The organism is Solidesulfovibrio carbinolicus, assembly GCF_004135975.1.
Classification (GTDB): Bacteria; Desulfobacterota; Desulfovibrionia; order Desulfovibrionales; family Desulfovibrionaceae; genus Solidesulfovibrio; species Solidesulfovibrio carbinolicus.
The window spans coordinates 124,634-146,076 of sequence record NZ_CP026538.1 but is presented as its reverse complement, the minus strand read 5'-3'; the positions used below and the strand labels follow the sequence as shown (position 1 = coordinate 146,076).

Here is a 21,443-nt window from a genome sequence, read left to right as displayed (position 1 = left end):
TGTATTCCGCCAGTTGCGTTCCGTGGAAAGACGATGGTATTTTCCACGAAAACCGTATTGATTTTATTCCGAAAAGAAATTCGCGGCGCAACGCCCGTTGCGTCACATGACTGCAACGGCAATGGTTGCGTATCGTAACCGCCTTGCGTATCGTCCAACCACTGGAAATAGCGGTGGACGAAGTCGGTCGCGCCCGCGCGTCCGGCCAAGGGGGCCTCATGACGCAACCCCGCATCCTCATCGTTGACAAGGACCAGGCCTCGGCCAACGCCCTGGCCCGCCTGCTTGGCGAGCACGGCTACGAGGCCGTTGGCCCGGCGGCTTCCTGCCGCGAGGCCCTGGAGACCGTGGACCGGCTTCGGCCGGACATCGCCGTGCTGGAGCTGCTGTTGACCGGCGCTTGCGACGGCCTGGACGCGGCCGAGCTGTTGCGCGAAGGCCATGGCATCCCGGTCATCCTGCTGGCTCCGGGCGGTGAACCCGGCCTCGCCGCGCGCCTCAAGAAGTCCCCGCCGTGCTGCTGCCTGCCCCTGCCCATCGACAGCCAGGCGCTCATCGTGGCCATTGAGAGCAGTCTGGCCCGAAAGCGGGCCGAAGAGGCGCTGCACCAAAGCGAAGCGCGCTCCCGGGTAATTTTCGCCGCCTCCCCTACGCCCCTTTGCCTGGTGGACGGCCGCAATCTCATCGCCGACGTCAATCCGGCCGCCACCCGCCTGTTCGGTCACTGCGCCGAGGCCTTGCGGGGCCAGCCGGCCCAGGATTTTTTCGCCGCCCGCGACGCGGCCGCGCTGCTTTCCGTCATCGACGCCGCGGCCAACGGCGAGGCCGGCCATGTGCGCTTAAGCGGCCTGCGGCCTGAAGGCGGAGTGTTCCCGGCGGCCGTGGCCGCCTCGCCCCTGCCCGAGGCGGCCGGGGTCGGCCAGGTGCTCCTTGAAGTGCGGCCCTGCCAGATCCAGGGGGCGCGGCCCGACGTGCCGGAAATCGATCTGGGCCTTTCGGCCGAGGGCTTTTGCGTCATCGACGCCGAGGACCGGCTGCGGTTTTTAAACGCCAGCGCCGCCCGCATGTTCGGGTTGCCGGGGCTGCCCGAACCGGGCACGCCGCTGTCGGACGCGCTGCCTCAGGAGCTGGCCGCCTCCTTGGTCCGGGACGCCTCCCGGGTCATCGCCTGGAACGAGCCGGTGAAAAAGGAAACCACCTTCACCATCGGCGGTCAGGACAAGACCCTGCTCGTGTCGCTTTTTCCCATGGGCCTGGACGAATCCCGGCGGCTGGCCGGCGGCATCGTCACGGACATCACCGACCGCAAGCAGCTCGAAAGCCAGCTGGCCCACATGGCCTTCCACGATCCCCTGACGGGCCTGCCCAACCGCAGCCTGTGCCTGGACCGCATCCGCCAGGCCCTGGAGCGCTCGAAACGGCGCGACAACTACCAGTACGCCGTCATTTTCCTCGACCTCGACCGCTTCAAGATCGTCAACGACAGTCTGGGCCACCATGTGGGCGACCGGCTGCTGGAAAGCGTGGCCCGGCGGCTTCGCGACTGCGTGCGCAGCCTGGACACCGTGGCCCGGCTTGGCGGCGACGAGTTCGTGGTGGTCCTGGAAGAGACCGGCTCGTACCGGGAGGTGGTGCGCATCGTCAAACGCATCCGCGACGCCATGAGCGAGGTGTTCCCGCTGTCCGACCACGACGTCCACGTCTCGGCCTCCATGGGCATCGTGGTCAGCCCGGCCATCTACGAAAAGCCCGAGGAGCTGCTGCGAAACGCCAACATCGCCCTGCACCGGGCCAAGGACGAGGGGCGAAACCGCTTCAAGGTCTTCAACACCCGGATGCTCGAAGACGCCATCCGGCTCATGGACCTGGAAAGCGATCTGCGCACGGCGCTTAAGCGCGGCGAGTTCTATCTCGACTACCAGCCCATCCTGGCCCTGCGCGACCGGCGGGTGACGGGGTTCGAGGCCTTGGTACGCTGGCGGCGGCCGGGCAAGGGCATCGCGCCGCCTGGGGAATTTATCCCGGTATGCGAGGACACGGGGCTCATCGTGCCCCTTGGGCTGTGGGTCTTGACCGAAGCCTGCCGCACCATGGCCTCCTGGCAGGACCGTTTTCCCGAGACGGCCGGCATGTCCATGAGCGTGAACCTCTCGGCCAAGCAGCTGTCCCAGCCGAGCCTGGTCGAGGATGTGGAGCGCATCCTGCGCGACACGGGCATGGACCCCAGGGCGCTCAAGCTCGAAATCACCGAAACGGTGATCATGGACAACCCGGAAGTGTCCATCCTGCGCCTAAAGCGCCTCAAGGCCCTGGGCGTACGCCTCTCCGTCGACGATTTCGGCACGGGCTATTCGTCCCTGTCCTATTTGCAGCGCTTCCCCATCGACACCCTGAAGGTGGACCGGGCCTTTGTCAGCGACCTGGACACCAGCGAAAACCGCAAGATCGTGGGCGCGGTGGTGGCCTTGGCCCACAGCCTGGGCCTGGACGTGGTGGCCGAGGGCGTGGAGCTGGAGACCCAGTCCGATGTGCTGACGGGCTTTGCCTGCGAGGCCGGCCAGGGGTTTTTGTTTTCGCGGCCGGTGTGCCGGGAAGACGTGGAACGGATGTTCGGCAAGGGGGAGGGGGGGTAGGCGGCGCGACAGCGCCAACACAACAATCAGGCGGGCGGCCCCTCTCGGAGCCGCCCGCCTTTGTCTTTCAACGCTAGTCCGCCGCCGGCCTATTCGGCCATGAGCTTGCGGATGCGGTCCTTGAGTTCCCGCAGCCGGGCCAGCTTTTCGCTCAGCGCGTCCTGCTTCTCCCGCTCCTTGGCCACCACCTCGGCCGGGGCGCGGGACACGAAGTCCTCGTTGCCGAGCTTTTTTTCCACCACGGTCAGTTCCTTGACCGTCTTCACTTCTTCCTTGGACAGGCGCAGGAACTCCACGTCGAAGTCCACCGCGCCAGAGAGCGGCACGAAAAGGGCGCACGAGCCGCAGGCGGCCGAAGCCGAGGCCTTGGGCGCGGCCACGTCCGGGCCGGCCTCGAAGCGTTCGAGCTTAGCCAAAAAGCTGATCATGGCCGCGTTGGCCGTCAGCGAGGCGGCCTGGGCGGCGTCCTCGGCATGGACCAGGGCGGTCAGTTTCACACCCGGGTTGATGTTGAGCTCGGCCCGGATGTTGCGCACCCCGACGACCACGGCCCGCAGCAGCTCCATGGACGCCTCGGCCTCGTCGCTGATGAGTTCGGTGCGCAGCGGCGGATAGGGAACCTTGGCCAGGTTGGGTTCGGCCATGCCCGGCAGCTTGCTCCAGATCTCCTGGGTGACGAATGGCACGATGGGATGCATAAGGGTGAGCGTCTCGGACAACACGGTTAAAAGCACGCGCTTGGCCGCGCCCTTCTTGAACTCGTCCTCGCCGCCCAGGTCCACCTTGGCCATTTCCAGGTACCAGTCGCAGAATTCGCGCCAGAAAAAGCCGTACAGCTCCTGGGCCGCCTCGTTGAACTGGTAGCCCTCGATAGCCCGGGACACCGTGCCCTTGAGGCGCTCCAGGCGCGAGAGGATCATGGCGTGGCACAACCCGGCCTTGGCCGCCTGGGACAGCTCCATCTCCGGCGCGCCGTCGGCCACGTGCATGAGCGCAAACCGGGCCGCGTTCCACAGCTTGTTGATGAAGTGGCGGTAGCCTTCGATGCGCTCCTCGGCCAGCTTGATGTCGCGGCCCATGGCGGCGAAGGCGGCCAGGGTGAAGCGCAGGGCGTCGGTGCCGTAGCGTTCCATCATGGCCAGGGGATCGATGCCGTTGCCCAGCGACTTGCTCATCTTGCGGCCCTCGGCGTCGCGCACCAGGGCGTGGATGTAGACGTGCCTGAACGGCACCTCGTCCATGAAGTGCAGGCCCATCATCATCATGCGGGCCACCCAGAAAAAGAGGATGTCGAAAGCGGTGCTGAGCACCGAGGTGGGATAGAACGTGGCCAGTTCTTTGGTCTGGTCCGGCCAGCCCATGGTGGTAAACGGCCACAGGGCCGAGGAAAACCAGGTGTCCAGGACGTCGGGGTCTTGGGTGAGGCGCGAGCCGCCGCAGGCCGGGCAGGACGTCGGCGTCTCGCGGGAAACAATAAGTTCGCCGCAGGAATCGCAGGTCCAGGCCGGGATGCGATGTCCCCACCAGATCTGGCGCGACACGCACCAGTCGCGGATGTTGTCGAGCCAGTCGTAATAGGTCTTGGTCCACTGGTCGGGCAGGATGACGGTGCGGCCGTCTTCCACGGCCTTGCGGGCCACCTTGGCCAGGGGGGCGGTTTTGACGAACCACTGCTTGGACACGAAGGGCTCGATGACCGTGCGGCAACGGTAGCATTCGCCCACGTTGTGCTCGTAGTCGCGGATGTCGTCGAGCAGCGTCAGTTCCTTCAAATCCTCGACCACGGCCTTGCGGGCGGCCAGCCGGTCCAGGCCCCGGTACTTCTCGGGGGCGTTTTCGTTGATGCGCCCGGCCGCGTCCTGGACGGCGATGACCTCCAGGTCGTGTTTGCGGCCAAGCTCAAAGTCGTTCATGTCGTGGGCCGGGGTGACCTTGAGGCAGCCCGTGCCGAATTCGCGCTCGACGTAGGCGTCGGCGATGATCGGGATACGCCGGCCCACCAGGGGCAGGATGGCGAACTTGCCGACCACGTCCTTGTAGCGCTCGTCCTCGGGATGCACGGCCACGGCGGTGTCGCCAAGGAGCGTCTCGGGGCGGGTGGTGGCCACGGTGACGAACGTATCCGTGCCTTCCACGGGATAGCGGATGTGGTAGAGCTTGCCGATGTGCGGGGCGTACTCCACTTCCAGATCGGCCAGGGCGGTGTGGCAGCGTGGGCACCAGTTGATGATGTAATCGCCCTGGTAAATGAGCCCGTCTTCGTAAAGGCGCACGAAGACTTCGCGCACGGCCTTGGACAGGCCCTCGTCCATGGTGAAGCGTTCCCGGCTCCAGTCCACGGACGCGCCCAGACGGCTTATCTGGTTGAGGATCTTGCCGCCGTACTCCTCGCGCCATTTCCAGACGCGCTCAATGAACGCCTCGCGGCCGAGCTCCTCGCGAGAGGTTCCGGCGGCGGCGAGCGACCGTTCCACCACGTTTTGCGTGGCGATGCCGGCATGGTCCGTGCCCGGCACCCACAGCACCTTGCGGCCGAGCTGGCGGTGATAGCGGCACAGAATGTCCTGGATGGTGATGTTGAGGGCATGGCCCATGTGCAGGGCGCCGGTGACGTTGGGCGGCGGGATGACGATGGAATAGGGTTCGCCCGGGCCGTCGGGGTCCGGGGTGAAGGTCTTTTCGTCCTGCCAGTAGGCGATCCATTTCGCCTCGACGTCGGCCGGCTCATATCCCTTGGAAAGGGCCTCGCTGGTCATATGCGCTCCTTGAAATAGCTGCGGCGCAATGCGCCGCCAAGCGGCCCTGGATACAAAAGTTCGGCCGCAATGTCACGAGCCGGCGGCAGGGCCGGCCGGCCGGAGCGCGCACCGCTCCCGGCCAAGCCGTCGCACCTTGGCGGCATGGCTGACGATAGGCCCCAATACTGCGCCCCCCCTTGAAATACAAGGCGCTTCTTGCCGGCGGCCGGTCGAGGTTGTAGGACAGGGCCATGACCGCGCCATTCGCTGTGTTGTGGGACCATGCCCATGTGTGGGGGCTGCTTTTGTGCCGGGGGCTGGCCGCCCTGGGCGCGCCGTGCCGCCCCGTGACCTGCGCCGCGGTGGCCGGCGGCGCACTGGCCGCCCATCCGCCCAAGGCGCTACTGGTGCCGGGCGGATTCTCCCGGCCCAAGTTCGCGGCCCTGGGGCCGGCCGGACAGCGGGCCGTGCGCGACTATGTGGCCGGCGGGGGCAATTATTTCGGCGTGTGCGGCGGCTGCGGCCTGGCCCTTTCCCATGACGCCGGCCTGGGCCTTTGCGATTGGACGCGCCGGCCCTTCGCCGACCGGCTGGAGCATCTGGCCAGCGGCCATGTGCGCCTTCGCGGCGACGCCGCCTCGCCCTATCTGCCGGCGGAGCTGCCCGAGGATTTCCAGGCCCCGGTCTGGTGGCCGGCCGGCTTCGTGCCGCCGCCGGGCGCGGGCGGCGGGGACGGCACGGCGGTGGTGGCCGCCTATGCCGGTCCGGGCGAGGATTTCATGCTGGCCGACATCGCCCTGGGGGCCATGCCCGGGGCGTTGCTCGGGGCCTGTCAGGCGCGTTTCGGCCTGACGCTTGCCCCGGCCTTTCTGGACGGCGGGGCCTGCGTCATCGCCGGGGCCTATGGCCGGGGGCGCTACGTGCTGTCCCATGCCCATCTGGAGACGCCGGATTCGCCCCAGGCCAACGCCTGGCTGGCTCATCTGCTGGGGCTTTTCGATCCGGGCGGGGAAATCGCCGGGCGGCTGGTGCCGGCCTGGCATCCGGCTAAGGAGACGCGGCGCTTTGACGACGCCCATCTGGAGGCGGCCCGGCGCGACATCGAATCGGTGATCGCGGCCGGTATCGAGGCGCGGCTGCTCATGCGCCGCAGCGACTGGCTGCTGGGCTGGCGGCCGGGGATGCCGGGGTTTTCGCTGTCCAACCTCTCGGCCCTGCTGGCCGGGGCCTCGGCCCTGCCGCCGACGGAGGCGGCCGTGGCCTACTGGCGGCAGGCCGGGCCGGATTTCGCCCAGCGGGCGGCGGCCTTTGCCCGGCGCTTGGAGGTCTTTTTTCCGGCCCAGCGGCTGGAGATCACCTTGTCCCTGGTGGAGCGCCAGGCCGGGGCCGATCCGGGTCTGGCGGCCGAGCGGCGGGAGCTGTTCGGGGCCTCGCCCGGCGGCGGCGGCTTGTGCGGCGAGCTGGCCGCGACCCTCGACGCCCTGCTGCTGCGCCTACTCTCCTGATCCGCCGCTCCCCCTTTGCTCCTTCCCCCATTTCGGGGGTCCGGGGGGCGGTCGGCCGCCGGAGACCCTCTTTCTCTCCTCAACGCTCACCTATGGAAACCAGGATACTGGGCCGCGTACTGTTCTTCGAAAAAACGGCGCATGGGCCTTTCGTTACCCGTAGCATAATACTCCAACACCATGATATTGTAGTCCAGGACGTGCTTAGACGGGACGCTGAAAGGCAAAAGGCCGTTTGTCAGGAACAAGCCGTTCATCATGAGAAAACCGGTTCGCTTGTTGCCGTCGTAAAAGTACTGATTACGCGCCATGTCCAGGGCCGCGACGCCGCCTTGTTCGAAGGGATCTTCCAGGGCGCTGATTCTTTCGCACAAGGCCTGGAAACGGGCGTCAAGGGTTTCGTGGTCCGGGGGCAGGTAGTCAGCCCCTTTGATCCATACTTGCCCTTGGCGAAACCTCCCGATTTCCAGGGCCTCGTCCTTGGCGACGATGGCCTGGAGCGCGCAGGCCGTGGCCTTGGAAAACACAAAGCTGTTTGTTTCCACCAAGACAATGAGCTGCTTCCAGGCCAGGGCCTGTTGCTTGAGCTTGTCTTCGTCTTCGATCTTATGGCCGCCGACCGTAATGCCCTGCAGGTAGGTCTGCACTTCCGGCAGGGTGAACGGCATGCCTTCCAGGGTTTGGAAGTCATAGACCAGCCCGGCCAGATTTTTCTTGGCGATGAAGAGGGCTTTTTCGATTTTTGTGCGATCCGTAGGCATGGTTCCTCACTGCTGCGCCGCCCCCCTTGGACCTTCCCCCCTTTTGGGTGTCCGGGGCCTCAGGCCCCGGCCGCCGGAGGCTTCTTGCTCTTCCCTGCTCTATCTTCTCTCCGCCCCCCGCCGGCTTAAGACCAGGGCCAGGGCGGTGGTGAGCTTGACCACTTCGACGTTGTTTTTGCGCACAAGCCCGGCCAGGCGTTTGGCCAGGGCGGCGAGCACCTTGACGCCCAGGGCCGGATGGGCCTGGAGGCATGCAAAAAAGGCGTCGCGGTCGATGCGCAAAAAGCGGCAGTCGGTGAGGCAGGTGACGGTGGCCGAACGGATGTCGCGATCCAGCAGCGCCATTTCCCCGAAAAAGGGGCTTTGGGCGTCGGAGAGCTCCACCAGGGTTTTCTCGGCGGCAGCGCCGTCCAGGCCCGGGGCGACGATGCCCTTAAGCAGCATGGCCTTGGTGACGCGCACCCGGCCGGAGGTGAGCAAAAACATCTCGTCTCCGGGCTGTCCTTCGACGATGACCGCCTGGCCGGCGGCCAGGGACAAGGGCGTGAACGCGGGCACGAGCCGGTCGCGTTCGTCGTCGGCGAGGTCGGCGAACAGGGCGGCTTTTTTCAGGGCCTCGCCGTTCACGGCTGTTCTCCGTCGCCGGCCGGAGCATGGGCCTTGGCCGGCGGGGCCTGGGTTTCCAGGAGTATCAGGCCGTCGAAATCGGCCAGATCCAGGCCGTCGCCGGGATTGACGGCCACGGCCGGCCCCTGGCGGCCCAGGCGGCCTTCCTGGCCGTAGGCGGCAAACATTTCCAGGATGAACTGGTCCAGGGCCGAGTCGGCGTCCAGGAGTTCCTTGATGGTGATGTCGCGGCGCAGGCGGAAGACGGCCACGGGCAGGCCGTCGCCGGCGGCCAGGGCCTGGCCGACCAGGGCCGACCAGCGCAGGGCTTTTTCGTCGTGGCTCATGGCCCGGGCGCGCATGGCCCGATGGCCGGACGTGCCGAGCAGGCGTTCGAGAAAATGCCACAGAGCCGGGTGCTCGCCCATGGTTTCCAGGGCGCGTTCGGTGAGGTCGCCGCGCACCAGGGTCACGTCCACGCCGGCCCGGGCCAGATGCTTGCGGTTGGTTTCGAGCAGGGCCTCGGCGTAGAGCTGGACCTTGGGGGCCAGGCTCCGAAAGGTCAGCGCGGTGAGCAGCGTTTGCTGGTCGGCCTCTTCCGGCGACAGCCCGTCCTGGGACAGGATGTAGGCGGCCCGGGCGGCGGCCGGGGCGGCCCGGGCCACGACGCTCTCCTGGGCCGGGTTGCCCCGGCAAAAAGTCAGGCGTTCCTCCAGGCCCAGGTCGGCGGCCAGTTCGGCAAAAGCTTCGGGGGTGAGCTGGGCGACCAGAGCCACGGCCGGGCCGCGCGTGGGCGGCGCAGCGGCGGCCAGGGCTTTGATCAGCCCCGGAGCATGGGCGTTGCAGCCCAGCACGATGCTGTGTCCGGCGGTTTTCACGGGCAGTAACCCCAGGCGTTTGCGGTTGCGGCGCTCAATAAGGGCCGAGGCCAGGTTGCCGGTCAGGGCGGCCATGATGCCGATGCCCGCGCCCATGATGCCCATGCCGATGAGCCGGCCCGGCACGGTGGCGGGCACGATGTCGCCGTAACCCACGGTGGACAGGGTGGTCATGGCCCACCACAGGGCATCGAACAGGGTCCGGCCGGGGATGTCGCGCAGTTCGACGAAATAAAACCCCAGACTGGCCAACAGCAGAATAGCGGCCACCAGGGCCGTGGCCGTGGCCAGGGTGGAGGCGAACAGATGGCGCAGGAAGGCGGTGGGGGCGTTCACGGGCGGTGGGCCGTCACGGCGAGGGGCCTTGGCCCCCGCGCCGTGTTTGCGAGCCGTTGCGGATCAGTTAATGCCGATGTCCTTGGCCACATCCAGAACCTTCTTGCCGGGTTTTTTGGCGCAGGCTTCCATGAGAGAACCGGAGAACGCTTCGAGATTCTTCCAATTGAGCACGGCGTCTCCGGACACGCCGCTCAAGTAGCCGTCGATCCACATGAGGATGATGCCGGCCGATTCCTCGTCGCCGGCGGCGATCTCGGCGATGAATTCCTTGCAGGTGACGGCCCCGAAGTCGATATTCTGGGGTTGTTGCTGTTTCTTGGCCAAGGCCGGGGTCGCGGCCGCCAGACACAGGGCCAAGGCAAGGACGCAGGCGGGAATGGTGCGCATGGAGCCTCCGATGGTTGGGATAACAGCATGGGCGCGCCAAACGGGCCGGGCCGATGCCGCCTGGACGGCGACCAGCCTAGCGCAAGTGCCGCCGCCCCGCCAGAGGCAACGGCGTTTGCGCCCATGCGCCATTGCCGACCGCCTGGGCGCGCCGACCGACAGAGAACCCCCTTAACCCTTTTCCCCATGTGGGGGGTCCGGGGGCCTCAGGCCCCCGGCCGCCGGAGGCAAAAAAACGACCTAGAAGAGATTATACTGCCGAATCTTGCGATAGAGGGTCTTGCGGCAGATGCCCAGGGCCTCGGCTGCCAGGGACCGGTTGTTGTCGTAGAAGTTGAGCACCTTGGCGATGTGCTCCTTCTCTTTGGCCTCAAGGGTGAGGATCTCTTCCTCGGCCCGGGCCGGCTCCAGGAACTCGCGCGGCAGGGCGTGTTCGGTGATGAGGCTGTTTTCCGACAGGATGATGGAGCGCTCCATGACGTTGCGCAGTTCGCGCACGTTGCCCGGCCAGTCGTAGCTGGTCAGACACTTCATGGCCCGGTCGGAGATGCGGAACGGGGCCTGGCCGGCGGTGAGGCGGGAGAGGAAAAATTCCACCAGAAGCGGGATGTCCTCGCGGCGCTCGCGCAGGGACGGCATCTCGATGTTGAAGACGTTGATGCGGTGAAACAGCGCTTCGTGGAAGCGGCCCTCGGCCACTTCCTTGACCAGCTCCCGGTTGGTGGCGAACACCAGCCGGATGTCCACCCGGCGTTCTTCCTTTTCGCCCACCCGGCGGTAAGTCTTGTTTTCCAGCACGCGCAGCAGCGCCGCCTGGACCTCAATGGGCAGCTCGCCGATCTCGTCGAGAAACAGCGTCCCCTTGTTGGCAAAGGCCATGAAGCCTTCGCTGTTCTCCACCGCGCCGGTAAACGAGCCGCGCAGGTGTCCAAAGAGTTCGCTTCGGGCCAACTCCTTTTGCAGTGTGGCGCAGTTCTTGATGAAAAAGGGCTTGTCGGGGCGCTTGGACAGGGTCTGGATGAGGTGGGCGGCCACCTCCTTGCCGGCCCCGGATTCGCCGGTAATCAGCACCGGCACTTCGGTGGGGGCGACTTTCTCGATGAGGTAGCGCACCTGCTTGATGGCCGGAGAATTGCCGACCAGCTGCACCGGCGGGGTCTGGCCCTGGAAGTGGCGCAGCCGGCGGTTTTCGCGGCGCAGATAGGTGCGCTGGTAGGCGCGTTCGATGAGCAGTTCCAGCTCGGCTAGGTTGAAGGGCTTGGTGACGTAGTCAAAGGCCCCGAGCTTCATGGCCTCCACGGCGGTGTCGATGGCCCCGTGGCCGGTGATGAGGATGGTTTCGAGATCCTCCTGGCGCTGGCGCAGCTCGACCATGAGGTCGAGGCCGTTGGCGTCGGGCAGGCGGATGTCGAGGACGGCCACCTCGTATTCGTTCTTGGCCAGGAGTTCCCGGGCTTCCCGGGCCGAGGCGGCCACATGGACGGCCCGGGCCGGGGTGGTCAGTTCCTTGAGCAGGAGCTTGCCGATGGAAGGTTCGTCGTCGACCACAAGGACGCTGTAGGCGCTATTCACTGGGATGCCCGCTGTCGAGGGGAAGTTTCACGGTAAAGTGCGTGCCGATGCCCACTTCGCTGGCCACCTCGATGACCCCGTGGTGTTCGCGCACGATGCTGTAGCAAGTGGAAAGTCCGATGCCCAGGCCTTGGCCCACGGGCTTGGTGGTGAAAAATGGATTGAAAAGCTTGTCCATGTTGTCCGGCGGGATGCCCCGACCGGTGTCCTCCACCGAGAGGTTCACGGTGTTGTCGTTCTCGGGATGGGTGGTGACGGTGATCTCGCCTTCGCCCTCGATGGCGTCCATGGAATTGACCAGGATGTTGAGAAGCACCTGCTTGAGCTGGGCCTCGTCGCCGGCCACCGTGGGCAAACCCTGGTGCAGGTTGACGGTGAGGCGCAGGCCGGCGGCGGCCCGGTCCTCCAGCCGGCTGCGCAGGATGCTCAACGTGTCGGTGACGACTTCGTTTAAGCACACCGGCGAGAAGGCCAGGGTGTGGGGCCGGGAAAAGGACAGCATGGAGCGCACGATGTCGCGGCAGCGGCGGCATTCCATGAGGATGGTTTCGGTGTATTCGGCCACGTCGACGTAGAGGTCGTCGTCCACGGCCGCGCGGATGGCCGGCAGCCGGCGGCGGATGCCCTCGGCCAGGCCGTAGACGGCGGTGAGGGGATTGTTGATCTCATGGGCCACGCCGGCGGCCAACATGCCGATGGTGGCCATTTTTTCGGCCTGATAATACTTGGCCTGGTATTCGTTTTCCAGGGTGACGTCGCGCTTGAAGATGAGGATGCGCGATTCCGGGCTGTCGGGATTGTGGATGGGCGAGGCCACCATCTCAAAGCGGCGGCTGAGGCCGTGGATCTTGAACGTGCCCATGCACCGGCACACGGCGTTGGAGCGAAAGGAGCGATGGGCCGGGCATTCCGGGCAGGGCGAGGCCGAGGCCCGGAACAGCTTGTAGCAGTGCTGGCCCTCGGGGCGCGGCACGTCGAAAAGTTCGTGGAAGACGTGGTTGACGGAGATGATGCGCAGGTCCTTGGTGAGCACCATCATGACGTCGGTGATGCCGTCGAGGATGGCGGCGATCTCCTGGCGGCGCAGCTCCGATTCCTGGTGGGCGTCCTGGAGTTCTTCGACCTTCTGGCGCAGCTCCTGATAGAACCCGAGCTTGCTGTGCTCAATGCCGATGAGGTCTTCCAGGCTTGGCGGATGGGGCAGGACGTCGGCGGCCAGGGGTTCCATGGAGCGTCTGGGCAGGGGGGTGCGCAAGCGCGATGGCGTCATGAAGGATTCCCGCCCGTCGCGGAGCACGTCCAGGGTCAGCCGCCGCAGCGGCAAGGTGCGCGCCGGACCGGGCACAAGCCGGTCCAATCGTAGACGCTGGGGAGCCTTTTGCGATGCGTCCCAGGATTTTTCATCCTCACCGGCGGCCGCGGACATCATGCCGTTCCATGGGGTCTGGCGTTACGACAGCAGCAGACAGGCCGGCTCCTCGCCCCTGGCGGCGGGCCGGGAGACGATGAGCCGGTCGGGACCGGCGGACTCTATGGCGGCAATGGCCCCAAGGCCCAGAAAATCCTGCAGCGCGGCCACGGCCCGGACCCGGAAGGCGGCCATGGGCTGGCGCGACAACCCGGACAAGCGGCGAAGGGCGGTGAAATCCAGCCGCAGGGCGGCCGGGCCGTAGGACAGGAAACCGGCCAGCCAGCGGGCAAAGCCGTCAGCCAGGGGGGCACGGGCGGCGAGGAGGCGCTCCATGCGTTCCGGGTCGCCGCAGGCGGCCAGCATGCGCGGGCCGACGTCCACGGCGCACAGCCCGGCCCGGCGGTCGCACAGGACGGCGTCGAGCAGGCGCAGCTGCAGGGCGTAGCCGCCGCCGGCTTCTTCCACGTTGAGGCGGCAGGCGGCCAGACGCCACAGCGAGCGTTCCAGGCGGCGGACGTCGAAACGCCGGGCCTTGGGCCGGATCAGCCGGGCCAGATCGCGCAGGGGAAAACGGGCCGAACCGCGCATGGGGCTGCGCAGGGCCAGCAGCAGGCAGCCGAGAAAGGCGTCGAGGTCGTCCTGGTCCAGGGCCTCGCCGGAGACAACGATGGCCGCGCCGGGCCAGCAGGCGGCCACCGGGACGTTATGCCGGGACTGGCGGGGCGAACCCGTGCGGGCGGCGAACAGATCGGAAGCGAGCACAAGGCCAAGCAATCGGGCGGACAGTCCCTGCTCCAGGGCTTCGGCGGCCCGGGTGCCAGGGGCGCTGTCCAGGGGGCTGGCCAGAGGCATGGCGTCAAAGCCGAACACATCGTGGTACATGATCGTCCTCCCCCCGGCTGGCGTTTGGGCCGGCGACGCGGCAATCACCTGCCGCCGGCCCCAAACGCGCGGTTTCGGGACGCCCGGCCCAAGCCGGCCGTCCCGTCTCGGACGGTTAGGCGCTGCGGCGAAGGGTGGCCAGCATCTTGGTCAACTGGCGCAGGTGGCCGCGCTCTTCGTCCAGACACTGCTTGACGATGCCGGACTCAGCCGGCGGCAGCAGGTCCATCATCTCGCGGAAGTAGAGGATGGTGTCTTTTTCGAAGCGGGCGGCCAGCTCAATGGCGGCAATGGCGTCGGAAGCGTTGGCCAGATCCTTTTCGGGGGCTCCGCCGCAGAAAAGCGCGTGGGAGTCGAGCAGGGCCTGGACATAGTCCATGTACTCTTCCTCATCGCTGCCGGCCGGCACCTCGATCTTGGCGATGCGCCCGGCCATGGCCTCGAAAATGGCCTGATGGCGGGCTTCCTCGCCGGCAAAGAACTCCAGGAAGCTTTTGACGTCGGGATTCGTGGCGGCAGCCGCCGCCTTGCTGTAAACGTTGCGGCCCCGGCGCTCGATCTCGATGGCCGTGCCGACAATGTCGCTGGCGCTGAAAAAACGAGCCATGTCGCGTCTCCTTTTGAAGAGGCCTCCGGCGGCCGGGGGGGGATCATCCCCCCCGGTCCCCCCGGAATGGGAGCGTGTCGGCTCCCGTCTTTGTCTTCGTGCGTGGACTCTTACAGTTCGTTGGGGAGCTGTTTGAGCTGGGCGTAGGTGTACACCGGGCCGTCCACGCAGACGTAGCTGGTGCCGATGTTGCAACGGCCGCAGATGCCGATGCCGCACTTCATGCGCTTTTCCAGCGTGGTCACGATCTGTTCATCGGCAAAGCCCAGCTTTTTGAGAGCTTCCAGGGTGAACTTGATCATGATGGGCGGGCCGCAGGTGATGGCCACGCAGTTGTCGGCCGCCGGGGCCATTTCCAGCAGTACGTTGGGGATAAGGCCCACCTTGTGCTGCCAGCCCTCGGCCTCGCGGTCGATGGTCAGCGTGGTTTCGATGTCGCTGCGTCCGGTCCACTCGGGCAGTTCGGCGGAAAAGGCCATGTCCAGGGGCGAACGCGCGCCGTAGAGCAGGCGGATCTTGCCGAAGTCGGCCCGGTTGTCGAGCATGTAGAGGAACAGCGTGCGCAGCGGGGCCATGCCGATGCCGCCGCCGACGAACACGATGTCCTTGCCCTTCATGTCGGCCACGGGGAAGGAATTCCCCAGGGGCGCGCGCACGCCGATCTTGTCGCCGGCCGTGAGCGTATGCAGCTTGGCCGTCACTTCGCCGGCCCGCATGACCGAGAACTGGAGGTAGTCCATGCGGGTGGGGGGCGAGTTGATGACGAAGGTCGATTCGCCGATGCCCGGGGCGGACAGCTGGCCCACCTGCCCCGGCTCGAAGGTGAAGGCCTTCATCTTGGCTTCGTCGTCGAAACGCACCCGGAAGGTCATGATGTTGTGGGTCTCCTGGACGGTCTCCAGGATGGTGGCCACTTCCGGCAGATAGGGATTGAATGGATCGGTCATGGGTAAACCTCTAGCCCTTGGCCTTGGCCACGGCGTTTTGCACGATCTCGCGGATGTCCACCGAGACCGGGCAGCTTTTCACGCAGCGCCCGCAGCCGCAGCAGGCGATAAGCCCGTCGTGCAGGGTCGGGTAGTAGCTGAACTTGTGGCCGACGCGGTTTTTGAGGCGATGGGCCTTGGTCGGACGCGGGTTGTGGCCCGAGGCTTCCAGGGTGAACTGGAAGTGCATGCAGGCGTCCCAGGAGCGCATCCGCCGGCCGGCCGTGCCCGTGCCTTCGTCGGTGATGGAGAAGCAGTAGCAGGTGGGGCACAGGTAGGTGCAGGCCCCGCAGCTCACGCACTTGTCGGACTGGTCGCGCCAGAACTCCATGTCGTCGAAGAGCGCCAAAAGCGCCGCCGGCGAGGAGGCGATGTCCGGGGCTTCGCCCAGGGCGTCGCGGCTGGCCTTTTTCACGGCCTCGGCCTCGGCGGCCTTGGCCGCGCCGTCGGCCAGGGCCGGGTTGTCCAGGAACTTCGCGCCCTTCTCGCTTACGGCCTCGACGGTGTAGCCGCCTTCGACCGGGGTTAAGAGCACATCCGAGCCGGCCGCGTCGGCCGGGCCGGAGCCGACCCAGTGGCAAAAGCAGGTGTTCTCCACCGTGGCGCAGGCCATGGTCACGAACACCGTGGCTTCACGGGCGGCGATGTAATACGGGTCCGGGAACTTCTTGCCCATGTAGACGCGGTCGAAGATGAGAAATCCGCGCGCGCCGCAGGGCTTGGAGCCGAAGACCACCGTGGGCTGGGCTTCGGTCTTGGGATCAAGTTTGAGGGTCGGGGCGTGGTCCTCGCCTTCCTTGCCGTAGGCGTAGCTGAAAAGCTCCTGGCTGGCCGGGAAGACCGCGCCCTTGGGCGGGGCCGTGGCGTCGGAACCGAAGACCGGAGCGCGGGCCGGGTCGTATTGCCGGAACACCACGCTGCCGCCTTCCTCGACGGGGACGAGCACCCGGCTTTGGGCGGCCAGGGCCTTGAGCCACTCGGGGAGTTTCTCCCGGGGGATGTATTTGACGGCGGCCATTACCAGCTTCGCTCCTTGATGTTGTCTTCCTCGAGCTTAAACTGCAAAAGCGGCGGGATCGCGGCAACGTCAACACCGGCCTGGTAGTTGAACAGGTCGTGGATGGTGCGGTTGAGGTGCTTCTTGAGCGCCAGAACCGGGATATCCATGGGGCAGGCCCGCTGGCATTCGCCGCATTCCGTGCACCGGCCGGCCAGGTGCATGGCGTGGACCACCTGGAACATCAGCTTTTCCGTCACCGAGTCTTCCTGGCTCAGCCAGTGAGGCTCGCGGCTCTGGGCGATGCAGTGGTCGCGGCACACGCACATGGGGCAGGCGTTGCGGCAGGCGTAGCAGCGGATGCAGCGGTCCATGTGGTAGCGCCAGAAAGCCATGCGCTCGGGCACGCTCATGGCGTCCAGGGCGGCCAGGTCGGCGTCGGCGGCCGGCGCGGCCTGGACCTGGGGAGCCGGGTCGCCCACAAAGGCGTCGGCCAGCACGGCGTTGGGGAACTGGCAGCGCAGGCACTTGTCGGCGGCCACCTCGGCCATGGGCATGGACACGGCCTTGCCGGCGGCGGTGACGGTGACGGTCTTGCCGTCCACGGCCACCTTTTCGGCGTTGCCGGCGTTTAATCCGGCGGCAGCCAGCTTGGCCCGCACCTTGGCGATGTCCACCACGCCGTCGCAGCCGGCGGAGAAGATCACGACGTTGTCGCGGTCAATGAGTTTTTCCTGGAGCAGTTCGACCACCGAGCGGGAGTCGCAGCCCTTGACCACCACGCCGACCTTCTTGCCGGCAAAGCTCGGCAGGTAGACGGCCGGATTGTGGACGTTGAGCGCCCCCCACTCCAGCTTGTCCACGTCGGCCTCGCCGCGGATGAACAGCGGCGTGTTGTGCAGGGCGTCGTAGCCTTTCTGCCAACCGATGACGCATTCAAGGCCGGGCAAAGCCTCCTTGATGCGGGTTTTAAGAGCGTCAAGCCGCGACACGGTTGCCTCCTTGGATGGCCGAAGCGACCTTGGCCAACAGTTCCGGGGACACGTTCTCGTGGCGCGTCGCCGGTCCCAGGGCGTGAATCTGTTCGGTAAAGACCGTCACCACCTTCTGCCAGCGCTGGCCTTCCGAGGCCGAGACCCAGGTGTAGTCGAACCGGGCCGGGTCGATGCCCAGGATAGGCAGGAAGCGCTTGAGGACTTCCAGACGCCGGCGGGCGTAGAAGTTGCCCTCGGCGTAGTGGCAGTCGCGCGGGTGGCAGCCGGAGACGAGGACGCCGTCGGCGCCGTTAATGAGCGTTTTGGCGATGAACAGGGGATCAATGCGCCCGGAGCAGGGCACGCGGATGATCCGCAGGTCCGTGGGCTGATTGAACCGCCCAACGCCTGCCGTGTCCGCGCCGCCGTAGGAGCACCAGTTGCACAGGAATCCGACGATCCGCAGTTCCTTGCCGGTCAGGACTGGCATAAGGCGTTGACCTCCGCGAGGATTTGGTTGTCCGTGAAGTGCGACAGCTGGATGGCCCCCTGGGGGCAGGTGGAGGTGCAGATGCCGCAGCCCTGGCAGACGGTCTCGATGACCTCGGCCTTTTTCTGGCCCCGGAATTCGACTTCCTTGATGGCCTTGAACGGGCAGGTCATGATGCACTTGCCGCAGCCCACGCAGCGCTTGATGTCCACGCGGCTGATCTGCGGATCGCTTTCCAGCATGTCCTTGGAGAACAGGGCCAAAACCTTGGCGGCGGCGGCGCTGCCCTGGCCCACGGACTGGGGAATGTCCTTGGGACCCTGGCAGGAACCGGCCAGATAGACGCCGGCGGTGTTGGTCTCCACGGGCTTGAGCTTGGGATGGCTTTCCATGAAAAAGCCGTACTTGTCGTAGGAGATGCGCAGCTTCTCGGCCAGCTGGGGCGCGCCCTTGGCGGCTTCGGCGCCGGCGGCCAGGACGACCAGGTCGGCTTCGATCTCGACCTGGGTGCCGGCCAGGGTGTCGGCCCCGCGCACGATCATCTTGTCGCCCTTGGGGTAGACCATGGCCACGCGGCCCCGGATGTAGCGCGCGCCATACTCTTCCATGGCCCGGCGGGTGAACTCGTCGTACATTTTGCCGGGAGAGCGGATGTCCATGTAGAAGACGTAGGACTGGGAATCCGGGATATGGTCCTTGGTCAGGATGGTCTGCTTGGCCGTGTACATGCAGCAGAAGCCCGAGCAGTACGGCCGGTCCAGGGACTTGTCGCGCGAACCCACGCACTGGATGAAGACGACGTTTTTGGGTTCCTTGCCGTCCGAGGGCCGCTTGATGTGGCCGCCGGTGGGGCCGGAGGCCGACAGCAGGCGTTCGTACTGCAGGCCGGTGATGACGTCGGGGTAGCGCCCGCCGCCGTACTCGGTCACCTTGGAGATGTCGAAGAGGTCGTAGCCGGTGGCGGCCACGATGGCGCCGACGTCCTCGGTGACGATCTCATCGGTCATGTCGTAGCGGATGGCCTTGGTCGGGCAGACCTTGGCGCACACGCCGCACTTGCCCTTGACGAACTGGCGGCAGGTGGTGGGGTCGATGACCGCTTTTTTCGGGATGGCCTGGGGAAAGGGAATGTTGATGGAGGTGCAGGGACCGATCTTTTCGTTGAAGGCGTCCGGGTTTTTCTTGCTCGGACACTTCTCCATGCAGGCCCCGCAGCCGGTGCACAGTTCCCAATCGACGTAGGTGGCGCGTTTTTTGACCTGCACCTGGAAGTTGCCCACGTAGCCGCCGATGGAATCGACTTCGGCGTAGGCGTGGAGCGTGATGTTGGGGTGCTGGGCCACGTCGACCATCTTGGGGCCCAGGATGCAGCTCGAACAGTCGACCGTGGGGAAGGTCTTGTCGAGCTTGGCCATCTTGCCGCCGATGGAGGATTCGCGCTCGACCAGCACGACCTCAAGGCCGCCGTCGGCGCAGTCCAGGGCCGCCTGGATGCCGGCCACGCCGCCGCCGATGACCATGACGCGCTTGTTGACCGAGAACTTGCTGGGGATCAGCGGCGCGTCGCGGCGCAGCTTTTCCACGGCGATGCGCACCAGATCCACGGACTTGTTGGTATTGGCCTCGCGGTCCCGGCCGATCCAGGAGACGTGCTCGCGGATGTTGGCCATTTCGAACATGAAGCGGTTAAGCCCCGCCCGTTCGACGGCCTTGCGGAAGGTGGGCTCGTGCATGCGCGGGGTGCAGGAAGCCACCACCACGCCGGTAAGGTTTTTGTCTTTGATGGCCTGGATGATGCCGTCCTGGCCGGGTTCCGAGCAGGCGTACATGGTGTCCGTGGCGTAGACGACCTCGGGAAAATCCAGGGACGCCTTGGCCACGGTCGCGGTGTCCACCGTGCCTTCGATGTTGCTGCCGCAGTGGCAGACGAAAACGCCGATTCGCATTGCCTATGCTCCCTCGCTGTTAGTCCGCGACCGCAAGGGCCTTGGAAAGGACGGGCCTGGGGTCCACGCAGAGCTTGCCAAACCCGATGTCCTCGTCCGCGATGTTCAGGGCCACGGCCATGAGCTGGGTGAAGTAAGGGACCGGCATCCGGTAGTTGGTGCCGCCGGCGCGGTTGATCTGGCCCTGGCGCAGATCCAGGTTCATCTGGCACAAGGGGCAGGCCACGGCGACCATGTCCGCGCCGACGCTTTGGGCGACGTCCAGGAGCTTGCCGGAGAGTTTGGCCACCACGTCGGGCCGGGGGATGCCGTAGGAGGCCCCGCAGCACTCGACCTTGAGCGGAAAGGGCACGACCTCGGCCCCCATGGCCGCCAGGATGTTGTCCATGGCCATGGGGTTTTCGCAGTCGTCAAAGGCCATGAGCTCGGGCGGCCGGTTCATGATGCAGCCGTAGTAGCAGGCCACCTTGAGGCCTTTAAGCGGCGTGCGGACGGCCGATTTCACGGCGTCCAGCCCGACCATCTCGGTGAGGGCCTGGAGCACGGACACGGCATTGACGCCGCCGGCGTAGGGGTCGTCCAGGAGCTTGTCGACCTTGGCCTTAAAGGGCGCGGCCTCGCAGCGGTGGTTGGCCGTGCGCAGGTTGGTCAGGCAGCTCGGGCAGGGCGTGGCCGCGGCCTTAAGCCCCATGTCGGACACGAGCTGCAGGTTGCGGGCGGCCAGGGCGGCGGAGAGCACATGGTCCTTGGTGTGGGCCGGAGACGAGCCGCAACAGCTCCAGTCCGGGATGTCCACCAGGGACAGTCCCAGGGCGGCGCACACCGCCCGGGTGGAGGTGTCGTACTCTTTGGACGTGCCCAGGCCCGAACAGCCCGGGTAGTAGGCGATGGCTTCGCTCATGAGTTGGACTCCCTCTCGAAACGCTCGAAAATCCGGGCCACGTGCTCCTTGCCCTGAATGTCGTGGGGCGTGAAGCCGAGCTTGCCCTTGGGCAGGATCTTGGGGCCGAGGTCCATGTCGGTCCAGAACCGGCCGGTCTTGGCGACGTAGTTGATGAGCAGCCCGAGTTCGAAAACCCGGCCGTGGGCGCGCACGGAATCCAGGAAGCTGTCCCAGAACGTCTTGACCTGCGGCACGGCGGCCAGGCCCTCGCGGCGGGCCATGTGGCGCAGCACGTCCATGACGCAGGCGACGTCGATCATGTTGGGGCAGCGGGTGGTGCAGGATTCGCAGGTGGCGCACAGCCAGATGGACTTGCTGGAAAGCACGGTCTTTTTCTGGCCGGCCTGGACGAGGCGCATGATCTGGCTGACGGGGATGTCGTAGGCAAAGGTGTACGGACAGCCGGCCGTGCAGTTCCCGCACTGGTAGCACAGGCTGACGTTCTGACCGGACTCCTCCTCCACCCTGTGAACGAAATCCTCGTCATAATCGCGGGTGAGATTGATGATGTTCATTCGATCCTATCCGGTTGACGTGAAAGGTGACGACACTATCGCTAGCGGAGCGCCCAGACGCCCAGACCCCCCCGGCGGGCACGACGACCGCAGTCCGGGGTGGATAGCACGGCGGTCAGGTGTTTGCCACCCCGGACCGGGCGTCGAGCCTGGAGGAAAAAACCGATTGTAGTCGCGTGGTTATGCCAAAGCTCCAGATTTTTGGCATAGTGACCTTGTGCCGTTTTGGTACAAAGTCGGAAAATTTCGGCCGTCATGGGCCGCATTTTCGGT

18 protein-coding genes are annotated in these 21,443 nt (G+C 66.2%); 2 read left to right on the top strand and 16 right to left on the bottom strand.

From position 1 onward, the window contains the following. The first annotated feature begins 218 nt into the window (after window positions 1-218). The gene (locus C3Y92_RS00645; RefSeq protein ID WP_129348519.1) at window positions 219-2,633 is read left to right on the top strand and encodes an EAL domain-containing protein; all 2,415 of its coding nucleotides are present in this window, start codon (window positions 219-221) and stop codon (window positions 2,631-2,633) included. A gap of 89 nt (window positions 2,634-2,722) precedes the next feature. Here C3Y92_RS00645 and C3Y92_RS00640 read toward each other — a convergent pair whose 3' ends face one another. Beyond that, complete coding sequence (locus C3Y92_RS00640) at window positions 2,723-5,389, bottom strand: valine--tRNA ligase (RefSeq protein WP_129348517.1); 2,667 nt, start codon at window positions 5,387-5,389, stop codon at window positions 2,723-2,725. Between the two features lie 233 nt (window positions 5,390-5,622). Here C3Y92_RS00640 and C3Y92_RS00635 point away from each other — a divergent pair, with 233 nt between their 5' ends. Then, on the top strand, window positions 5,623-6,876 hold the full coding sequence (locus tag C3Y92_RS00635) for a type 1 glutamine amidotransferase family protein (RefSeq protein WP_129348515.1): 1,254 nt from the start codon (window positions 5,623-5,625) through the stop codon (window positions 6,874-6,876). Window positions 6,877-6,962: 86 nt separating this feature from the next. On the opposite strand, the gene C3Y92_RS00630 is transcribed toward C3Y92_RS00635, so the two are convergent. From C3Y92_RS00630 to C3Y92_RS00560, 15 genes are all read right to left on the bottom strand, one after another. Continuing rightward, window positions 6,963-7,637, bottom strand: a complete 675-nt coding sequence (locus tag C3Y92_RS00630) for a Fic family protein (RefSeq protein ID WP_129348513.1) — start codon at window positions 7,635-7,637, stop codon at window positions 6,963-6,965. Between the two features lie 99 nt (window positions 7,638-7,736). Beyond that, entirely contained in the window at window positions 7,737-8,264 is a 528-nt protein-coding gene (locus C3Y92_RS00625) for a cyclic nucleotide-binding domain-containing protein (RefSeq protein WP_129348510.1), read from the bottom strand. After that, the gene (locus C3Y92_RS00620; protein ID WP_129348508.1) at window positions 8,261-9,457 is read right to left on the bottom strand and encodes a potassium channel protein; all 1,197 of its coding nucleotides are present in this window, start codon (window positions 9,455-9,457) and stop codon (window positions 8,261-8,263) included. Before C3Y92_RS00620 ends, C3Y92_RS00625 begins: the two co-directional genes overlap by 4 nt. A 63-nt stretch (window positions 9,458-9,520) precedes the next feature. Next, window positions 9,521-9,847, bottom strand: a complete 327-nt coding sequence (locus tag C3Y92_RS00615) for an HdeA/HdeB family chaperone (RefSeq protein ID WP_129348506.1) — start codon at window positions 9,845-9,847, stop codon at window positions 9,521-9,523. 240 nt (window positions 9,848-10,087) lie between these two features. Continuing rightward, window positions 10,088-11,419, bottom strand: coding sequence for a sigma-54-dependent transcriptional regulator (locus C3Y92_RS00610; protein WP_129348504.1), 1,332 nt, complete (start codon window positions 11,417-11,419; stop codon window positions 10,088-10,090). Beyond that, window positions 11,412-12,848 (bottom strand): two-component system sensor histidine kinase NtrB, encoded by a 1,437-nt coding sequence (locus C3Y92_RS00605; RefSeq protein ID WP_235669564.1) that lies wholly within the window; start codon window positions 12,846-12,848, stop codon window positions 11,412-11,414. Before C3Y92_RS00605 ends, C3Y92_RS00610 begins: the two co-directional genes overlap by 8 nt. Before the next feature lie 21 nt (window positions 12,849-12,869). After that, window positions 12,870-13,712, bottom strand: coding sequence for a hypothetical protein (locus C3Y92_RS00600; RefSeq protein ID WP_129348502.1), 843 nt, complete (start codon window positions 13,710-13,712; stop codon window positions 12,870-12,872). Window positions 13,713-13,827: 115 nt separating this feature from the next. Beyond that, window positions 13,828-14,319 carry a ferritin-like domain-containing protein gene (locus C3Y92_RS00595; RefSeq protein ID WP_012749778.1) on the bottom strand — a complete coding sequence of 164 codons (492 nt, stop codon included), beginning with the start codon at window positions 14,317-14,319 and terminating at the stop codon, window positions 13,828-13,830. A 110-nt stretch (window positions 14,320-14,429) separates the two neighbouring features. Beyond that, complete coding sequence (locus C3Y92_RS00590; RefSeq protein WP_012749777.1) at window positions 14,430-15,266, bottom strand: FAD/NAD(P)-binding protein; 837 nt, start codon at window positions 15,264-15,266, stop codon at window positions 14,430-14,432. Between the two features lie 10 nt (window positions 15,267-15,276). Next, complete coding sequence (locus C3Y92_RS00585) at window positions 15,277-16,323, bottom strand: 4Fe-4S dicluster domain-containing protein (protein WP_129348500.1); 1,047 nt, start codon at window positions 16,321-16,323, stop codon at window positions 15,277-15,279. Beyond that, a complete protein-coding gene (locus C3Y92_RS00580) occupies window positions 16,323-17,294 on the bottom strand; it encodes a 4Fe-4S dicluster domain-containing protein (protein WP_012749775.1) in 972 nt (323 codons plus the stop codon). The genes C3Y92_RS00585 and C3Y92_RS00580 overlap by 1 nt, the downstream gene beginning before the upstream one ends. Next, window positions 17,281-17,766 carry a hydrogenase iron-sulfur subunit gene (locus tag C3Y92_RS00575; protein ID WP_006921948.1) on the bottom strand — a complete coding sequence of 162 codons (486 nt, stop codon included), beginning with the start codon at window positions 17,764-17,766 and terminating at the stop codon, window positions 17,281-17,283. The genes C3Y92_RS00580 and C3Y92_RS00575 overlap by 14 nt, the downstream gene beginning before the upstream one ends. Further along, window positions 17,754-19,712: a CoB--CoM heterodisulfide reductase iron-sulfur subunit A family protein gene (locus tag C3Y92_RS00570; RefSeq protein ID WP_129348498.1), complete on the bottom strand. Its 1,959-nt coding sequence runs from the start codon at window positions 19,710-19,712 to the stop codon at window positions 17,754-17,756. The genes C3Y92_RS00575 and C3Y92_RS00570 overlap by 13 nt, the downstream gene beginning before the upstream one ends. A gap of 19 nt (window positions 19,713-19,731) precedes the next feature. Next, window positions 19,732-20,613: a CoB--CoM heterodisulfide reductase iron-sulfur subunit B family protein gene (locus C3Y92_RS00565; protein WP_129348496.1), complete on the bottom strand. Its 882-nt coding sequence runs from the start codon at window positions 20,611-20,613 to the stop codon at window positions 19,732-19,734. Then, a complete protein-coding gene (locus tag C3Y92_RS00560; protein WP_129348494.1) occupies window positions 20,610-21,170 on the bottom strand; it encodes a 4Fe-4S dicluster domain-containing protein in 561 nt (186 codons plus the stop codon). The genes C3Y92_RS00565 and C3Y92_RS00560 overlap by 4 nt, the downstream gene beginning before the upstream one ends. Window positions 21,171-21,443 lie beyond the last annotated feature (273 nt).

Excerpts from the sequence above, each read along its gene's own strand:
- C3Y92_RS00585 (WP_129348500.1), bottom strand. The coding sequence starts at position 16,323 with ATGGCCGCCGTCAAATACATCCCCCGGGAGAAACTCCCCGAGTGGCTC.
- C3Y92_RS00565 (WP_129348496.1), bottom strand. The coding sequence starts at position 20,613 with ATGAGCGAAGCCATCGCCTACTACCCGGGCTGTTCGGGCCTGGGCACG.
- C3Y92_RS00560 (WP_129348494.1), bottom strand. The coding sequence starts at position 21,170 with ATGAACATCATCAATCTCACCCGCGATTATGACGAGGATTTCGTTCAC.
- C3Y92_RS00615 (WP_129348506.1), bottom strand. The coding sequence starts at position 9,847 with ATGCGCACCATTCCCGCCTGCGTCCTTGCCTTGGCCCTGTGTCTGGCG.
- C3Y92_RS00605 (WP_235669564.1), bottom strand. The coding sequence starts at position 12,848 with ATGATGTCCGCGGCCGCCGGTGAGGATGAAAAATCCTGGGACGCATCG.
- C3Y92_RS00590 (WP_012749777.1), bottom strand. The coding sequence starts at position 15,266 with ATGACCGATCCATTCAATCCCTATCTGCCGGAAGTGGCCACCATCCTG.
- C3Y92_RS00645 (WP_129348519.1), top strand. The coding sequence starts at position 219 with ATGACGCAACCCCGCATCCTCATCGTTGACAAGGACCAGGCCTCGGCC.
- C3Y92_RS00595 (WP_012749778.1), bottom strand. The coding sequence starts at position 14,319 with ATGGCTCGTTTTTTCAGCGCCAGCGACATTGTCGGCACGGCCATCGAG.
- C3Y92_RS00640 (WP_129348517.1), bottom strand. The coding sequence starts at position 5,389 with ATGACCAGCGAGGCCCTTTCCAAGGGATATGAGCCGGCCGACGTCGAG.
- C3Y92_RS00630 (WP_129348513.1), bottom strand. The coding sequence starts at position 7,637 with ATGCCTACGGATCGCACAAAAATCGAAAAAGCCCTCTTCATCGCCAAG.
- C3Y92_RS00600 (WP_129348502.1), bottom strand. The coding sequence starts at position 13,712 with ATGTACCACGATGTGTTCGGCTTTGACGCCATGCCTCTGGCCAGCCCC.
- C3Y92_RS00635 (WP_129348515.1), top strand. The coding sequence starts at position 5,623 with ATGACCGCGCCATTCGCTGTGTTGTGGGACCATGCCCATGTGTGGGGG.
- C3Y92_RS00575 (WP_006921948.1), bottom strand. The coding sequence starts at position 17,766 with ATGCCAGTCCTGACCGGCAAGGAACTGCGGATCGTCGGATTCCTGTGC.
- C3Y92_RS00570 (WP_129348498.1), bottom strand. The coding sequence starts at position 19,712 with ATGCGAATCGGCGTTTTCGTCTGCCACTGCGGCAGCAACATCGAAGGC.